Genomic DNA, 16,316 nt, shown 5'->3' with positions numbered 1-16,316 from the left:
ATTTAAAATTCTTTGGTTTTGCGATAAAAAATGCGGTAGTAAATTTGAAGCGGGCGAGTTAAATTTACATTAAGCGGTTATGACAGCATTTGTTTTGTTATTGGCTTTTGCAAATTTGCATAGATAAAAACAAAATTTAATGCAAAAGCATACGCAACTAGAGATATGCACTTTGTGCGCTTGATGTTTAAGGCAGAGTGGGTAAATTTTAAAATTTTGCGGTTTTTGGATAAAAGCTACCATTTTGAAAAGGCTAGGGTAGTAAATTTATACTAGTGCCTATAAGTTGGCATTTGCCAAGCTGTAGTTTTTTCGCTCAAATTTAATTTCACACTTTGACCCGCAGCCCTCTACCTTAATGAAAAAGCCTACAATAGGCAAAAGAGCGATAAAATAGCTTATGTAAAAATTTATCTGCCTAAATGGGAGTTGCAGAGTGGATAGAATTTTAAAATTTAAAGCAAGCGAGCGAGTTAAATTTATGCAAAAAGCCTATGTGTAGGCGTCTATCCTGCCATATTTTTGCCAAAATTTAATTGTAAAAATTACACGTTTAGTTTGGCAAGCACCGATGCTTTAGGCTTTGTCTTGTGACGCAAAGCGTATATTTAAAAAAGCGTAAGAGAATTACGCCAAAGATCGAATTTGTTTCGAGTTTTCTACGACTTTTAATGGTAGGCTTTTTGTAAATTTAATAGATAAAAGCAAATTTGATATCCGCCTTTGGTCTTTGTTGCAGCGCAAACCTTGCAAAAAGCTTTAAAAAAGCCTAAAAACAAGCTTTCTTTTTTCTCGCCAAAGTTTAAATTTAACTCGCGCTTTTAATGTTTTTAGCGGTAAAACTCGTCTAAATTTTTTATTGAGTGAAGCAAATTTATTATCAAACCAGCGATTTTTTGTAGCGCAAAGTCAAATTTATAAATTAAGGGAAAAGCTAAGAGCCAAATCCCATCTTTTTATCCTCGCCAAAGCTTGAGTTTAGCTCGCGCTCTATCGTGGTTTTGAAGTCCTCAAAGGTAAAGATCCCATCATCTTTTATAGCCACTTTCAATGCGGTATTTTTTAGCGCAAGGACGATCTGCGCGCCACTTAGGTTAAACTCAGCCAGCCTTTCTACGCTAAAGCCATCTTCAAAGCTCGCATTTTCAGGCAAAATTTTACGCCAAATGGCGAGCCTGCCGTTAAAATCGGGCTTTTTAAACTCGATCTTATAGTCAAACCTCCTAGAAAACGCCACGTCAAGGCTCTGCAAGAAATTTGTCGTAGCGATCAGTACGCCTTCAAAGCGCTCGATCTGCTCTAAAAAGATATTTTGCATTTGATTGTGCATCTTCTCAGCCCCACTTGAGCTCTCCACTCTCGTACTTAAAAACTGATCGGCCTCGTTTAGCAAAAGCACCGGCTCGCTGCCGCTTTTTTTGCAAATTTCTTTGTAAGTATCAAAAATTTTCCTTACATTTTGCTCGCTCTCGCCGACATATTTGCTTAAAATTTTTGAGCAGTCAAAGCTTAGAATTTGCTTCTTTAGGCTCTTTGCAAGCCCAACGGCACTCATCGTCTTACCAGTACCAGGCTCGCCGTAAAAGATGATCTTGGCGTCTATATTTTTCCTAGTTTTTATGCCCCAGCTGCTAAGTCTAGCGAGCACTTTTTTATCGACTTGCTTTAGTATCGTGCTTAAAAGCTGCTTTGTCTTTTCGTTTAGCACGACGTCTTCTAGGCTTGTTACTGGCTCAATGAGCTCAAAAATTTCTTGCTCTTTTACTAGGCTTTCGATCTTGATTTTTTTGCTGTTTTTGTCATTTTTTGGGTGCATTATGCTTTGCAAAATTTCTTCGTTTATAAAAAAGCTCTTGCTTACGTTGCCATAAGCGTTTAAAACCTCGTCGTAGTCGATTAGTGAGCCCTCGATGAGCCTTGAGCCGTCCTCTAAAAGTGTGCGATTTTTGATGCGTTCAAGCTCATCTTTGCTTATTAGCCCAACTAGCGTGTTTAGGTCGCGACCATTTTCAAAATCACCCGCATACTCCTCTTTTAAAAGGGCTAAAAATATGATCTGCTCTTTTTCATCAAGTGAGTTTTCTTTAAAAATTTGCTCTATTTTTAGGCTGATCTTGCTTAGTTTTACACGCTCATTTATGCGCTTTGTTAGCTCAGAAATTTGCTCGTTTATGCGCTTTTTAGCGTCATTTGAGCCACCTTCAAATATCGCAGCCTTTGAGTAAAGCTCTATCTTTAAAAACTGATCTTTTAAATACTCCAAATGATCTTCATAAGGCGCAAGCTCTGGTAAATTTATATCAGCGTTGCCATCTTCAAGGATCTTTAAAAATGTGCTAGAGAGTGAAATTTCAGAGTGAAGTAGCGAGAGTAGCCCTTGGTTAGAGCTTTTTTGCGAGTTCTCTGGCATTTTAAAGAGGCTGTAGTTTTGCACTATCCAGCCGCTATCTAGCAAGTTTTTTATAAATTTAAGGTATAAAAGCTGCTTGTCGTTTTGCGTGCCAAAAACAGCTCCAAGTAGCTCAAAAACGCTCATGCTAGCCGTGCCTTGCACGTAGGCTTTGCTTAGATATTTTAAAATTTCTCCCTCTTCATCTCCGCACTTTATCAGCTCGTAAATTTTACTTTTTTTGAGGTCTTGGTTTAGAAAATCAAGCAAATACTTCACTAAATTTTATCCTTTATCTGCTCTTTTAGCACGCGTTTTAGCACCTTGCCAGTCGCGTTTCTAGGCAGCTCCTCGGCAAAATAAATGCTTTTTGGAATTTTGAAATTTGCTAAATTTTTCTTTAGATGCTCTCTAACCGTCTTTTCATCAAGATCCATGCCATCTTTTACCTGTATGAAAGCTACGACCTCTTCGTCTGCATGCACGTCCTTTACGCCGATGACTGCTGCAGCTTCGACTGCTTCAAGCTTATAGATGACCTCTTCGATCTCGCGTGGATAGATATTTATGCCCTTTGATATGATGAGGTCTTTTTTGCGATCAACGATGTAGATAAAGCCCTCTTCATCGATCTTGCCAAGGTCCCCAGTCTTTAGCCAGCCATTTATGATGGTCTCATCAGTCACACCTGGCATGCCGTAGTAGCCTTGCATGACGCAGTCGCCTTTTACGATGATCTCGCCGATCTGGCCGAGTGGAAGCTCCATCATCTCATCATCTACGATCTTGACCTCATAGCCATTTAGTGCGGGGCCTACGCTTAGAAGCTTTTGCTTGTCAAATAAATTTGCCGCTACGACTGGCGAGCATTCGCTAAGGCCGTATCCTTCAACGAGCGTCGCGCGCGGGAATTTCACTCTAAAATCATCGATCGTTTGCTTAGCAAGCGGAGCAGCACCACTTACAAATAACCTTATGCGGTTAAACCATCTAAAATACCAAGGAATTTTTGCCTTGCCGATGGCTGTATATATGGCTGGGATACCCAAAAATACAGTGACTCTTTTAAGCAGCGTCTGCTTTAGCACGTTTGAAAATGGAAAGACCGATCTTACAAGCACCATCGAAGCGCCCGCATATATCGGTAAAAGCACCATCGCTGTGAGCGTAAAGCTATGAAACATCGGTAAAAATACGATAAATCTATCGCTTTTTTTAACCTTAAAACGCTCGTGCGCGCCGATGACGTTTGAGAAGATATTTTTATAGCTTATCATCGCACCCTTTGGCTTGCCTGTGGTGCCTGAGGTGTAGATGATGTGCATGAGATCGTCTATTTTAGGGTATTTTGTGATGCTTAGGGTGTATTTGTGATTGAGCGCTTCGCTGAAATTTACATTTTTTACAACGCCGTTATTTTCATAGCCCTTGCTCATATCCTCTTTTGAAATTTGTGGTGTAGAAGAGAGATAAGCGCTCTCGCCATACTCCTCATCAACGCTTACATAGTCGTCTTTTGAGGCACTTTGAAGTTTTTTTGGCGTTTGACCGATCCAGATTATTTTTCTTAAAATTTCAAGCTCACTAAGTGCGATTAGCTCCTTTGCAAGCGAGCTGGAGGCAAAGAGCACCCTTGCGCCGCAGTCGTTTAAGATATACTCAAACTCATTTGTCTTTAAAAAGGTATTCATCGGCACTGCGACCGCGCCGATAGCCGTGATGGCAAGGTATGAGATGATAAATTCTTTCGAATTTGCCACCGCCATAGCCACTTTGTCGCCAAAATTTACCCCACAAAGCTGTAAGTAAGCCGCCACTTTATCGACGTTTTGCTTTAGTTCGTGGTATTTTAGCTTCTCTTTTTCATCAAAGATCGCTATCTGGTTTGGACTCTGCTTTGCTACTTTGGTCAAAATTTCATAAAAATTATTATAAGAGTATTGCATTTTTAGCCCTAGAAAGAGTATTTAAATGTCATTGCAGCTATCTGGACGCTACTTGCGTCAAATTCGCCAGACATTGAGCCGGTACCAGTTTTTATATCTGTCGCACGCTTTTTGTCTCGGTGCTGATAGAGATAGCCTAGCCCTAGCTCTAAATTTGGCGTAAATTTATAGTTTGCTCCAAACGAATATGCCTGATAGGTGGTGTTTGGAAGCTCTAAGCCAGTATGTTCGCCACTAGTTATATCCTCATCGTATGAAAAGCCAGCCATTAGTCTAAGTTTTTCATTTACGTCGTAAGCAAGGCCTATCCTATATGTGTTTGTATCTTTTGCGTTTTTAACGACTGGATCGTCCATAAACATTTTAAAAGCAGGGTGGTGTGAATGAATAGCCGTCTTGTCGTCATATTCAAAGTCATAATCTTTAAATTTAGACCAGTAAGTCCTCTCAAAAGCTAGCAAAAGGGTAAAATCACTAAATTTATATCCAGTCGCAAGCACTAGCTGAGCAGGTAGAGGGATCTCAACTCTTGTTTTGCCATGATAGCTTATAGGTGCTAGAGCTCCGTTAAAATCAGCATCAGCGCTACCTTTAAGCTCTAAATTTACCTTCGAGCGATAAGTCACTGCAAAGCTAAGCTCCTCGATAGGTCTATATGTAAGAGCGATGTTGTAGCCGTAGTTTATGCCATCGCCTTGTATCTCTCTGTAGCCAAAACGTCCAAAGTCACTTGCTATCTTGCCTTTGCTATAAACGCCTCTAGCGCCCAGAGCAATGGCAAGTTTGTCATTTATGCGGTAAGCTACAGTTGGATTTAGCTCGACAACTTGTAGTTTAAACCTCTTGCCAGTAAAAGCAGTCTCTGGATCCTCCCACGAGATGCCAACGGCAGCAGGCACAGCAAGAGCTAGTCCAAATCTCCAGTTTTCATAAATTTCTGGCGTTACAAAGCTAAATGTGCCAGCTAGTGAGTCAAATTTCTCTGAGCTGTAGCTCTTGCCACCATCGCTTTTAAAATCGATGGAATTTATATGAAACCAACCAAGCGTGCTTTCAAAATGGTGAAGCCCGTCTAAAAACATCATATTTGCAGGGTTAAAATAAGCCGCATCAGCCCCAAAACTAAAGGCTACGTTACTAGCAGCAAGCCCTAAAGAGTCAGCACTTTGCTCAGGGACCTTATAACCCCCAGCATTTAATAAAGAACACGTCGCAACAATGCTTAAAAGCACTCTTTTCATAGCTTTTCCTTTTCTAGGTTTCTTAAAATTTTGATCTCATCTTCCCAAATACTCTCATCAATCGTCTCTAAAATCAAGGGAATTTCGCCTATTTTATCATCATTTATTATATTTTCAAAAGCGCCAAGCCCAAGCTCGCCCTTGCCAAGGCTCTCATGCCTATCTTTTTTTGAGCCAAGCCCAAATTTAGCGTCATTTAGGTGCATGCCAGATAGAAATTTATAGCCGATGATCGCGTCAAATTCGCCCATCGTCTTAGCGTAAGCCTCTTTGCTTCTTAGATCGTACCCAGCGGCAAATGCGTGGCAAGTATCGATGCAAACGCCAACTCTGCTTTCATCGTCTGCTCGCTCGATCAGATACGCCAGCTGCGCAAAGTCAAAGCCTAAATTTGAGCCTTGTGCGGCTGTGTTTTCGATGACAAGCTTTACGCCGCTTGTTCGTTTTAGCGCTTCGTTTATGCATCTTGCGATGTTATCTAGGCACTCATTTTGGCTTATTTGCTTTAGGTGTGAGCCCGGGTGGAAATTTAAAAGTTTTAATCCAAGCTTGCTAGCTCGCTCTATCTCGTCTATAAAGGCTTCAAGGGATTTAGTCCTTGCCTCTTTTTCTGGATGGCCTAAATTTATGAGGTAGCTTGCGTGTGGCAAGACGTGATCGGCGCTTATGCCAGAGGCTTTTAAATTTGCTTTAAACTGCTCTATTTCGCCCTCGCTTAGCTCTTTTGCGCTCCATTGACGCTGGTTTTTTGTAAAAAGCGCAAAGGCATTTGCTCCTATTTTTGCAGCGTTTATCGGTGCGTTAAAGACGCCTCCAGCCGCACTTACGTGAGCCCCTATGTATCTCATTTTAACTCTTTTATTATCACTTTTATTTTATTTTTGCTGTCGATAAATTTGACGTAGTTATCGCAAACTTCGTATTTTATAAAATAAGAACTTAGATCTTGTCTAAAGCCGCACTCTGTGGTGCTTAGACCTTTGCCGTCATAAATTTTTTGCCTTTGCAAAATCTCTTCAAAAAGGCTCTCATAATGCGGCGCTAGAAAAAATTTCTCGTTAAATTCTGTCTTTTTAAAACAAGCGCTATTTACGCAAATTTTGTCCTTTATATTGATATTTGCGGTATTTACGCCAGAGCTATAAATTTGTAAATTTAGATCATTTTTATAAGTGTGAAAAAATCCAACATCATTTATCTTTATCATAGGAGAAAATAAAGTGACCTGAAAAGCTTGTGAGCTTTGCGGTGTTTTAGTCGCAACACAGCCTGAAAAAATGAGAGCAGATAATAAAACAAGTGAAAATTTCTTCAACGATTTGTCCTTTTATGTAAATTTAAGTTAAAAAGTAATATAATCCCAACTTCATAACCGACCGTGGCCCATTCGTCTAGCGGTTAGGACATCGCCCTTTCACGGCGGTAACACGAGTTCGAGTCTCGTATGGGTCACCACTTCTAAAAGACAAAATCTTATCCACATAAGCTTTAAAATCTAGTTAATCCAAATTTCAAGATTTCTAAAAACAAATTCCTAAATTTTCGTTTTGTAAAAAGAGATCAAATTTCACGTCTAGCAAAATTTAAAAAAGAGGTTTCGCACGAGTATAAAAGCAAAAAGCAGTTAAATTTAGTTTTTTATAGGCTCTAAATTAACTGCAAAATTTACATCTGATGTGGCTTGCCTAGTAAAAATCCCTGCGCGTATGAAATTCCAAATTTCTTTATATATTCTAAAATTTCTTCGTTGCTCACAAACTCAGCCACTATCTTATAGCCTTGTCTTCTAGCAAAGCTCACGATAGTCTCAACCAAAACCCTTGCGTTTTCATCAGTTGGTAGCTTTTTGATGATCGAGCCATCTATCTTGATGTTATCTATATCAAGCTCTAAAATTCGGTAGTAGTTAGAGTAGCCAGAGCCAAAGTCATCGATCGAGATTTTACATCCATATTTTTTAGCTCTTTTTATAAATTCATTTGCCATGCCGTAGTCGCTAAGCTCTTCGCTCTCTAGCATCTCAAAGCAAACTCTACTAGGATCTGGGCAGCTCTCTAGCTTTTCATCTAAAATTTCTCTCACACCAGGATCTGTTAGATCCGAGCTTGAAAGGTTGATAGAAAATGTATAGTCTGGATATTTTTTCACTAGATCAAAGGCTAGAGCGATCACCTTTTTTGTTATCTGAAGATAGAGTTGCGTTTTCATCGCGATCTCTAAGAACTCGCCTGGGTAGCGGATCTTGCCGTTTTGATCGACTATACGCACCAAAACTTCGTAGTATTTTGCCTCTGTCTCATTTTCATGCACGTTAAAAATTCCCTGACACTCGACTATCACCTTGTCGTTTTCTAGAGCATACTCGATGAGTTCGGTTATGAGTTGGTTTTTATAGTATCTCATCTCGATCGCGTCGTTTTCTAGGTAGTAGTAGATCTCGTTGCCGCTATCGCTTGCTTGTTGATTGGCTAGGATTGACTGCATTAGGCGGTTTGTTTGCGGCGTGTCATTTGACAAAGATACGCCAAGAGTTATCTTGATGCCAGGTAGGTTTTCAAATTTACCATCTATCTCGATGTTCATCCTGCTAAAGTTAAAATACTCTTTTATAAAGCCGATATCTCTAACGATATCATCGCCTTGATACCAGATGTAAAACGCATCATCTTGAAATCTAAATAACTCAGCATTTATAGAGTAGGTATCAACACAGAGTTTTAGTGTATTTGCCACCGCTTTTAACATAGCGTCAATAACCTTTGTCTGGTAGAAAAATCTTAGCATCTTGTAGTTTTTGATGCTTATGCTGATCAAAATTCCATCTTTTTTCGCCTCTATCATCTCAGTTAGGGCAAAGTAGTTGCCAAAGCCAGTTAGCTTGTCGATTGAGGATTGAATTTTTATCTGCTCATTTTTTTGAGTTAGCTCTTTAAGCATGCTAAGCTCTTTTGTCCTGTCAAGCTTTATAGCCATGTAGCCCTCTAGCTTGCCCTCAAAGAAAAATGGCGCAAAACGCACCTTCTCATAAAGCAGTTTGCCACTTTTTGTTCTGCTTATCAGCTCGTCGCTTTCCCAAGAAGTATGCTTATTTATGGCATTTCTTATCTCAGCGTAAAAGCTCTCTGGGTGCATATTTGATTTTAAAATTTTAGGGCTTTTTCCGATAACGTCTTTTAGTTTATAACCAGTTTTTGCCTCAAAGGTTTTATTTACATATAAAATTTTATTGTTATTGTCACAAAAGACTATAGAGCTGTGTCCAGCATCCACTGTCGTTTTTAGAAGTTTTATCTGTTTTTGCTGCTTAGCTAGTACCCTTGCTTGATAAAAAGTTAAAGCGCAAAATAGCACAAAGCTGATAAAACAAAGCACTTGCATTATTACTATATTTCGTATCATTATTTTGTAAGAGGCTAGGGTATCATCTCTAAATTTTCTTAGCTCATGACCAAGTTTTAGATCAACAGAGTCTTGAGCTACGGCACTTAGGTTTTTTGCAAATTCAAGCGCGTAAGTTGCCTTATTTAGCACCAAGATCGCTTTTGTGTCGTTTTTGTAGGTATCTTTATACTTTTCTATCTGCTCTTTTGTTTGATTTAGCGTTTCAGGGCTGATTATGGCTGAGCTTTTTATCGCATGAAATATCACATTAAGTGCATCTAGCTTTTTCTCTGATGCTATTTCAAACTCACCTGATAAGATATAAGCAGCCATTGACGAGCTAGCGTAGTTTGACCTATCTACAAGCCTTTGTTTTTTTAAAAAGTCGTCGTTTATGACCTTTAAAGTTTTGGCATTTTTCTCTTGGTAAAAGACATGTATGATCTCGTTTAGCTCATCAAGTCTGGTTAAATTTTGATCAAAACTTTTTAAATTTTTATTTACATCGTCGTAGTTTAGACGAAGTACGTTATTTTCTAAGCTAAAGCTTAGCTCGTTATCTAGCAAGATAAGGCTTAAGATCGTATCGTTAAATTTACTAACAGCAGTAACAGCTCTATTTGCCATATAGATGTAAGCTGAGCTAAAGAAAAAGACGATCGCTAGGACGATTAAGATGATATTTGCTTGTCTTTTATTCATTTAGTATCCTAGGTCTGCGTCCATTTAGTGTTAGCAAAAATTTATAAATTTGCTCCAGCTCTTCGCTACTTAGTGTGTGGATCAGCTGATGATAGCTCACAAAGCCTATGACCTCTTTTAGATCGCTCATTTCGCCACTGCTTAGATATGGAGCCGTTCTTGTTACATTTCTAAGCGAAGGCACGCGCATGAGGCGTCTGCTCTCACCTGCATCTTTTAAGCCCACATTTTGCATCAAATTTCCGCCTAAATTTCTACCATTGTGGCAAGCCACACAGCCTATTTTGTTAAAGAGCTCAAAGCCCTTTTTTGCTTCAGCATTTATGGAGTCATCATTGCCAGCTAGATACTCATCAAATGGCGAATCAATGCTCAAAACCGCCTTTTCAAATTCCACCAAAGCATCTACTATATTTTCGTAGTTTATACCATCATCGTATGCATCATTAAACAAAATCCCATACTCGCCTATGCTTTTTACCTTTTTTACTATCTCATCTTTGTTTGAATTTAGCTCATTTCTAGAATTTATCGACTCTTTTACTTGATCTTTTAAGCTTCTTACTCTACCATCAGTAAAAAATAGAAAATTTAAAGCCGAATTTAGCACGCTAGGTGGGTTTATAACGCCCTTTTGGCTGGTGTAAGATGAGTTTGTGCCACTTAAATTCCAGTATAAGTTGTGGCAAGTTTCGCATGAGTAGTTTTCAGTGGTGCTTAGCCTTTTGTCAAAAAAGAGTTTCTTGCCGATGTAGGCTTGTTTTTCGTCATATTTTGATGAAAGCACTGGCTCAAATGATGAATTTGCGCTCAAAATACAAAAAGATACTACCATCCAAAATAAAACTTTTTTCATAAAATCTCCATATTCTTGAGCGTCATTATAGCGGAATTCTTTTTCATAACTACCAAATCGGCTAAATTGTAAAAAATTTAGTTTTTATTTGTCTTTTGAAAAAAATGTTGTATAATCCGCGAAAAATTACACAAATTTCAAGGAGGAACCATGAAAAAAGGTTTTACAATGATCGAGTTGATCTTCGTGATCGTGATTTTAGGCATATTAGCCGCAGTCGCTATACCAAGACTAGCTGCAACAAGGGATGATGCAGAGATAGCTAAAACTGCTACAAATATACAAACGCTTGTTTCTGACCTAGGCTCTTACTATACTTCACAAGGTAGTTTTAACACCGATGTTAGCAAAATGTCAAATGTTGCAAGTCCTGTTAAAGCAAAAACAAACAATTGTCTAACTATAGGTACACCAGACAATGCTAAAGGTGAAATATCCGCTACTATAGATGCAACAAATGGTCTTTGTAAAGATGTTTGGGCTTTACCGGGTCTAAAGAACATAAAAACAATCATTGAAAGCAATGATAACAAAACAGCAAATACACTTAAATTTGGCGGCATGGGCGTAAAATACGAATAATTTAAGCTCGTTAGCTTTTTGGCAAGGAAATTCCTTGCCACTCTTCTTTAACTTAATTTCAAAATTTATCTTTCATTTATAAAAATTCTAGCTATAATCTCGCAACTTCAAATTTCAAGGATGAAGTAATGAAAAAAGCTTTTACTATGATCGAACTAATTCTCATTATAGTTGTCATCGGCATATTAGCCGCGGTCGCTATCCCAAGGATCAGCGCTACAAGAGATGATGCGGTCTTAGTAAAGACTATGGCGGAGATTAGAACGGCTATCGAAGAGATAAATGCCTACTATATATCACAAGGCAAACTAGCCCTTGATACTGCGAATAATAAAGTTAAATTTAAAGAGATGACAAATGCTGGGGTCGTGGGTAGCTCTGGTGATCTTGGCTTTTTTGCTAAAAACGAAAAGTGCATTTCATTAAAATTCTTTGCTGCAGACCAAAGCTGCTTAGGAGTAGATATCAGCGAGCAAGGCCTATGCAAAAAACTTTGGGAAGCTCCAGAATTTAAGCGCTTTAGCCAGACTATGATAAGGCCAGCACAAGGAGCATTACCAGCTCATATCAGCTTTAGCGCTGCTCGCATCGTCTTTTAGCTAGATATTTTTATCAAAAGCTTTAAAGTCTGAAATTTACACTTAATTCTTGAAATTTTATAAAAATAAAGTCCAAAACTAATTTTTTCTTGACAACAATAACATTTTTAGATACAATGCGACTTTTTAATGAGGTAGTGGCATAAACTTACAAACACGACTCAGGCGGGGTGTAGCGCAGTCTGGTTAGCGCATCTGGTTTGGGACCAGAGGGCCGAAGGTTCGAATCCTTTCACCCCGACCATGTTAAACGGTGAGTGTAGCTCAGTCGGTTAGAGCATCAGATTGTGGTCCTGAGGGTCGTGGGTTCGATTCCCATCACTCACCCCATTTTGGGCGCTCGTAGCTCAATTGGATAGAGCGACAGACTTCGGATCTGTAGGTTATGGGTTCGACTCCTATCGGGCGCGCCACTTGAAAGACTTTATGCGCTCATAGCTCAGCTGGATAGAGCAACGGCCTTCTAAGCCGTAGGCCTCAGGTTCGAATCCTGATGGGCGTACCACTTATTATTGTTGTGCGGATGTGGTGAAATTGGCAGACACGCCAGACTTAGGATCTGGTGCCCCACGGCGTGGAGGTTCAAGTCCTCTCATCCGCACCATCTTTTTAAAATCCATCTTTAAAACTTCTAAAAAACTCGATTTTCATTTGAATTTATCAAATTTGCTTATTTAAAATTTAGTAAAAATTTTCACTTATCAAACGATCCGCATTAAATTTATAAAATTTATAGATCAAATTCTTAAATTTGCACCATTAGAAATAAAGAGATAATAAGAAGCATAGGGCAAGTGTGGGTAGTGTTTAGACTACCATTTCCGTGTTATTTGGAAACGCGCGAAGGTCGGGCTTGATGAGCTATTTTTGACGAGTTTGATAACGCACTTTTGGGTTAAACAAGATCGATCAGTGCGGGGCAGAAAGATCGGTTGGTTGCAGACGAGGCGCTATTGCTAAATTTGGGTACAAATTTTAAAAATCTAGAGGTTAAATTTAGTCATTTTGGGCGTAAATTTAAAAACGTTAAGGCTGTGATGCATTAGATAAGCATATTCTTGTGCGATTTGTAGTAATTAGTGGTAAAGTCTAAAAACATAAAAATTTAGGGCTAAATCTAGTTTTTTGGGTTTAAATTTAAAAATTTAGACGTTGTGATTTCAAATAATAAAATAAGCCAAATTTTAAATGTGGGCGGTAAATTATCGGGTAAAAACGGTTTTTTATAGGTTGCATGAAGGCAAGGTTTATCAATGCAGCATAAAGTTGGTTGCGTTTGATATACGTCGCCAAATTTAACTACAAAACCAAATGAGATAGAAATTTATGGCTAAATTTGTTTGCTGTGGCTTAAATTCTAGAAGCTGTGATGTTTAAAAAGAGAGTAAATTTACAATGAAGGCGGTAAATTTAAGCTATCTGTGAAATATTTTTCTTTTGTGGATTTGTTGGCAATGCCCTAATGGCACGTGTTAATGAAAAAATGGGGGGTGTAGGAGTTACGGTTGATAAGGCTTACTAAATTTGACCATAAATAGAAATTTGCGCCTAAATTTAAACATTTTTGGAGCCAAATTCTACTAGCAAATTTGTATCTTGAGCTAAATTTAAAGAGTAAAAACAGAGTTAATTATAAATTTGGGCTGTTAGAAAAATGGTTGCCTTGAGCTGGTGGCAGTGTTTTAAGAACTAGCGATAATGGAGTTGGTTGCAGCTGATATGCTCTCGTTAAATTTAACTAAAAAACTTAGCTGCATGAAAATTTACGATGAAATTTAGTCGTATCGGACTTAAATCTAAAATTTTACTAGCAAATTTTTAGACAAATTTACACTGACTTTGAAATTTACTCAGCAATCAGCTTGATCTAAAAGCGCCTTTAGATAGCAGTTTGCCTTTTTTAAAGATATAGAAATTTGTTTGTTTTGTAGCCTTTGGTTAGGCGATAAAGCGTGCCTAAATTTGCAAAATTTAAATTTAGTAGCGATCATTTTGGTTTTATAGATAAATTTTAGCGCCAGTTGTTTTCAATAAGTGATATTTAGCGCTTTAGGGCAAGTTGATTGACTAACTATGGGTCAAATTTAAGTCACAAGATATTTTGATTAAAAGCAGCAAATGATCAAATTTAGCCCCCAAGTGAGGGCTAAATTTATAAATTCTACAAAGATTGCAAAATTTTTGGTTTAGAAAACGCAGTGATTGGTTTGATCTCGCCTTTGTATTTTTCTAAATTTACAAGGATTGTGTGTCCGCAGTTGCTTTGAGCGATGCTAGATGTGCCTTTGTCGCGAGTTAGGACATTGACGCAGCCGTGTTTGCAAAGGCTCTTTTCGCCTAGCACTTCAGGATCGTACCACGCACCCTCGCATATGGCGATGACGTGCTCTGGGATGATGTCAGTGACAAGCGCACCGACTAAAATTTCGCCCCTGTCGTTAAATACTCTCACCACATCGCCAGTTGCGATGCCTTTTGCTTTGGCGTCATTTACGTTTATTAGCATTGGCTCGCGCGCGCATACTTCAGCGTAGTTTCTGATTATTGAGTTATTTAGCTGTGAGTGGAGGCGGTATCTTGAGTGTGGGGTTGTGACGCTAAATGGATACTTTTTAGCCTTTTCGCTGCCAAGCCACTCAAACGGCTCGATCCAAGCAACGTGCGGCGCAAAGTCTTTGTAGCCAAATTTAGCGATAGTTGGAGAGTAGAGCTCTATCTTGCCAGATGGCGTGCCTAGGCGGTTTTTGTGAGGATTTTCTCTAAAAGCACTAAGCCTTGTGTAGTATCTGCTCGCTTCGTCATCTTGCTCAAATCTAACATATCCCTCTTTCCAAAACTCATCAAAGCTTGGCATCTTGACATTTATGCCCTTAGCTTGCTCGGCTGCGTCTGCGTAAAATTCTTTCGTCCAGCCAAGCTCATCTTTGCCCTCTGTAAAGACCTCTTCTCTGCCCCAGCGTTTGCAGATTTGTGAGCAGATCCAGTAATCGCTCCTGCTCTCGCCCATAGGCTCTACGACAGGCTTGTAAGCTACGATGTATTCGTTTGTAGGCACGCTTTGGTTGATGTCGTTTCTCTCGACTTCAAGGGCTACTGGTAAGACGATGTCGCTTAGTTTTGCTGTGCTTGTCCAAAATGGCTCAGCGGTTATTACGGTGTCAAATTTACGCCACGCTTTTACGGCGTTATTTACATCCTGATGCCTTGTAAACATCGATCCAGACGCCATGTAAGCCACTCTCATGTGTGGTAGCTTGATCTTTGAGCCGTCATAGTCTATCTCTTTGCCGGGGTTTTGCAAAGCCTCGATCGATCTTGAAGATGGGATGGTGACGTTTTTAAATTTCTTCCAAGGAGCGCCATCTACGTTGTCGTATTTTTCGCTGATGCTGGTGCTTATGCCTTTTAGTGACGGAGCGATCTTGTCTGTAGCGCCATTTGCGTAGTAGAGGTTAAACTCAAATCCAAGACCCTCTTTGCCTATCTGACCTAGCATCGCGCTAAGTGTTACGATGCCCCAAAAGCCCATCTCGCCGTGATCTTGTCTTTGAAGTGACCTGCCTGCGATGATGACGCTTGGCTCTTTTGCAAGCGCTGTTGCAAATTTAGCGATATCTTCGGCTTTTACGCCACAAATTTTGCTCGCCCAGTTGATATCTTTGACCACTTTGTCGGTTGTGCCAAGTAGGTAGTCTTTAAATTTATTAAAGCCAACTGTGTATTTTTTGATAAATTCTTCGTCATAAAGCTTGTTTTCATATAGATAGTGGCACATGCCAAGCATCATTGCTACGTCGGTATTTGGACGAACGATGATAGCTTCAGAGCCAAGGTATCTTGTGGTGTCGTTTTTAAAGACACAAACGCTATAAGTTTTTATGCCTGCCTCTTTTATCTTTTTGATGCCAAGATAGCCATCATGTGTTGGTGGTTGCCATGAAATTTGACCAGTTACAAGCGGGTCAGTACCCCAAAATACAACGTTTTTAGCATTTTTAGCGATGGCCTCCCACTTTGTCGGAGCGTCATAAACGGCGCTGTTGCCTAGGACGTGCGGCATGATGACAAGGCCAGCTCCAGTTGAGTAGTCGCCACTCTCTTCGACGTATCCGCCAAGCACTTTTAGCATCCTGTGACCAACGGTTCTGCCCCAGCTGATCTTACCGCTGCCGCCCCACCAGTAGCACTCGCCGTAGATGCTCTCAGGGCCATATTTGTCGAAATTTTCTTTTAGAGCCTTGGCTGCTAGATCAAGCGCTGTTTCCCAGCTAACACGCACAAATTCCTCTTTGCCACGAAGCTCGCTCTTTGCTGCGCCTTTTGCCTTTAGGTAGCTCTTTCTTACGTATGGATAGAGCACGCGGCTTTCGTTTTGGATGAGGTCTGGCAAGCTGTTGTTCATGGTATTTGGGAATTTATCGCCCTCAAATGGATCGACTGAGACGATTTGGTTTGAGTTGGTATTTGCCCAAAATAGCCCAAATCTATTTGCGCCAAAGGTTTTGTTTTGGTCAAAAATGGTCTTAGTCACGCCCTCTATCTTGTTTGCCTGCGCTGCTGTGGCAGCAAGTGCAGAAAATTTTATAAAATCTCGTCTTTTCATATTTTCTCCCTTATGAA

At 39.6% G+C, this 16,316-nt stretch carries 10 protein-coding genes and 6 tRNA genes; 8 read left to right on the top strand and 8 right to left on the bottom strand.

The features are described from left to right. Positions 1-934: 934 nt before the first annotated feature. Genes F3G98_RS07760 through F3G98_RS07740 form a run of 5 tightly spaced genes read right to left on the bottom strand, consistent with a single transcriptional unit; the run spans position 935 to position 6,891 of the window. On the bottom strand, positions 935-2,668 hold the full coding sequence (locus F3G98_RS07760; RefSeq protein ID WP_149725977.1) for an ATP-binding protein: 1,734 nt from the start codon (positions 2,666-2,668) through the stop codon (positions 935-937). Beyond that, positions 2,668-4,335: a fatty acid--CoA ligase gene (locus F3G98_RS07755; RefSeq protein ID WP_107929798.1), complete on the bottom strand. Its 1,668-nt coding sequence runs from the start codon at positions 4,333-4,335 to the stop codon at positions 2,668-2,670. Before F3G98_RS07755 ends, F3G98_RS07760 begins: the two co-directional genes overlap by 1 nt. An 8-nt stretch (positions 4,336-4,343) precedes the next feature. Beyond that, a complete protein-coding gene (locus F3G98_RS07750) occupies positions 4,344-5,576 on the bottom strand; it encodes an OmpP1/FadL family transporter (RefSeq protein ID WP_149725976.1) in 1,233 nt (410 codons plus the stop codon). Next, positions 5,573-6,424, bottom strand: a complete 852-nt coding sequence (gene nfo / locus F3G98_RS07745; protein ID WP_087581948.1) for a deoxyribonuclease IV — start codon at positions 6,422-6,424, stop codon at positions 5,573-5,575. Before nfo ends, F3G98_RS07750 begins: the two co-directional genes overlap by 4 nt. Further along, a complete protein-coding gene (locus tag F3G98_RS07740) occupies positions 6,421-6,891 on the bottom strand; it encodes a hypothetical protein (protein WP_021087028.1) in 471 nt (156 codons plus the stop codon). The genes nfo and F3G98_RS07740 overlap by 4 nt, the downstream gene beginning before the upstream one ends. A 65-nt stretch (positions 6,892-6,956) precedes the next feature. Between F3G98_RS07740 and F3G98_RS07735 the strand changes: the two genes are divergently transcribed. Beyond that, positions 6,957-7,031, top strand: a tRNA-Glu gene (locus F3G98_RS07735). Positions 7,032-7,241: 210 nt separating this feature from the next. Here F3G98_RS07735 and F3G98_RS07730 read toward each other — a convergent pair. Both F3G98_RS07730 and F3G98_RS07725 read right to left on the bottom strand, forming a co-directional pair. After that, on the bottom strand, positions 7,242-9,659 hold the full coding sequence (locus tag F3G98_RS07730) for a bifunctional diguanylate cyclase/phosphodiesterase (RefSeq protein WP_149725975.1): 2,418 nt from the start codon (positions 9,657-9,659) through the stop codon (positions 7,242-7,244). After that, entirely contained in the window at positions 9,652-10,515 is an 864-nt protein-coding gene (locus F3G98_RS07725; RefSeq protein ID WP_149725974.1) for a cytochrome-c peroxidase, read from the bottom strand. The genes F3G98_RS07730 and F3G98_RS07725 overlap by 8 nt, the downstream gene beginning before the upstream one ends. Before the next feature lie 150 nt (positions 10,516-10,665). On the opposite strand from F3G98_RS07725, the gene F3G98_RS07720 reads away from it, so the two are divergent. The 7 genes from F3G98_RS07720 to F3G98_RS07690 all read left to right on the top strand — a co-directional run bounded on the left by F3G98_RS07720 (position 10,666) and on the right by F3G98_RS07690 (position 12,300). Further along, a complete protein-coding gene (locus F3G98_RS07720) occupies positions 10,666-11,097 on the top strand; it encodes a type II secretion system protein (protein ID WP_107965290.1) in 432 nt (143 codons plus the stop codon). Positions 11,098-11,225: 128 nt separating this feature from the next. Continuing rightward, entirely contained in the window at positions 11,226-11,696 is a 471-nt protein-coding gene (locus F3G98_RS07715; RefSeq protein ID WP_107965291.1) for a prepilin-type cleavage/methylation domain-containing protein, read from the top strand. A 166-nt stretch (positions 11,697-11,862) separates the two neighbouring features. Beyond that, positions 11,863-11,940 (top strand) — tRNA-Pro (locus F3G98_RS07710). A gap of 9 nt (positions 11,941-11,949) precedes the next feature. After that, positions 11,950-12,026 (top strand) — tRNA-His (locus tag F3G98_RS07705). Positions 12,027-12,032: 6 nt separating this feature from the next. Beyond that, positions 12,033-12,109, top strand: a tRNA-Arg gene (locus F3G98_RS07700). Positions 12,110-12,124: 15 nt separating this feature from the next. Then, positions 12,125-12,201 (top strand) — tRNA-Arg (locus tag F3G98_RS07695). A 14-nt stretch (positions 12,202-12,215) separates the two neighbouring features. After that, a tRNA-Leu gene (locus F3G98_RS07690) sits at positions 12,216-12,300 on the top strand. Between the two features lie 1,557 nt (positions 12,301-13,857). On the opposite strand, the gene F3G98_RS07685 is transcribed toward F3G98_RS07690, so the two are convergent. Next, on the bottom strand, positions 13,858-16,299 hold the full coding sequence (locus F3G98_RS07685) for a molybdopterin-dependent oxidoreductase (protein ID WP_103608213.1): 2,442 nt from the start codon (positions 16,297-16,299) through the stop codon (positions 13,858-13,860). Positions 16,300-16,316 lie beyond the last annotated feature (17 nt).

The organism is Campylobacter concisus (assembly GCF_902460895.1).
Lineage (GTDB): Bacteria > Campylobacterota > Campylobacteria > Campylobacterales > Campylobacteraceae > Campylobacter_A > Campylobacter_A concisus_BC.
The sequence above is the reverse complement of the archived record's forward strand: the minus strand, read 5'-3'. Positions and strand labels throughout refer to the sequence as shown.

Coding starts and splice junctions, on each gene's coding strand:
- F3G98_RS07755 (WP_107929798.1), bottom strand. CDS start 4,335: ATGCAATACTCTTATAATAATTTTTATGAAATTTTGACCAAAGTAGCA.
- F3G98_RS07750 (WP_149725976.1), bottom strand. CDS start 5,576: ATGAAAAGAGTGCTTTTAAGCATTGTTGCGACGTGTTCTTTATTAAAT.
- nfo (WP_087581948.1), bottom strand. CDS start 6,424: ATGAGATACATAGGGGCTCACGTAAGTGCGGCTGGAGGCGTCTTTAAC.
- F3G98_RS07730 (WP_149725975.1), bottom strand. CDS start 9,659: ATGAATAAAAGACAAGCAAATATCATCTTAATCGTCCTAGCGATCGTC.
- F3G98_RS07725 (WP_149725974.1), bottom strand. CDS start 10,515: ATGAAAAAAGTTTTATTTTGGATGGTAGTATCTTTTTGTATTTTGAGC.
- F3G98_RS07720 (WP_107965290.1), top strand. CDS start 10,666: ATGAAAAAAGGTTTTACAATGATCGAGTTGATCTTCGTGATCGTGATT.
- F3G98_RS07715 (WP_107965291.1), top strand. CDS start 11,226: ATGAAAAAAGCTTTTACTATGATCGAACTAATTCTCATTATAGTTGTC.
- F3G98_RS07685 (WP_103608213.1), bottom strand. CDS start 16,299: ATGAAAAGACGAGATTTTATAAAATTTTCTGCACTTGCTGCCACAGCA.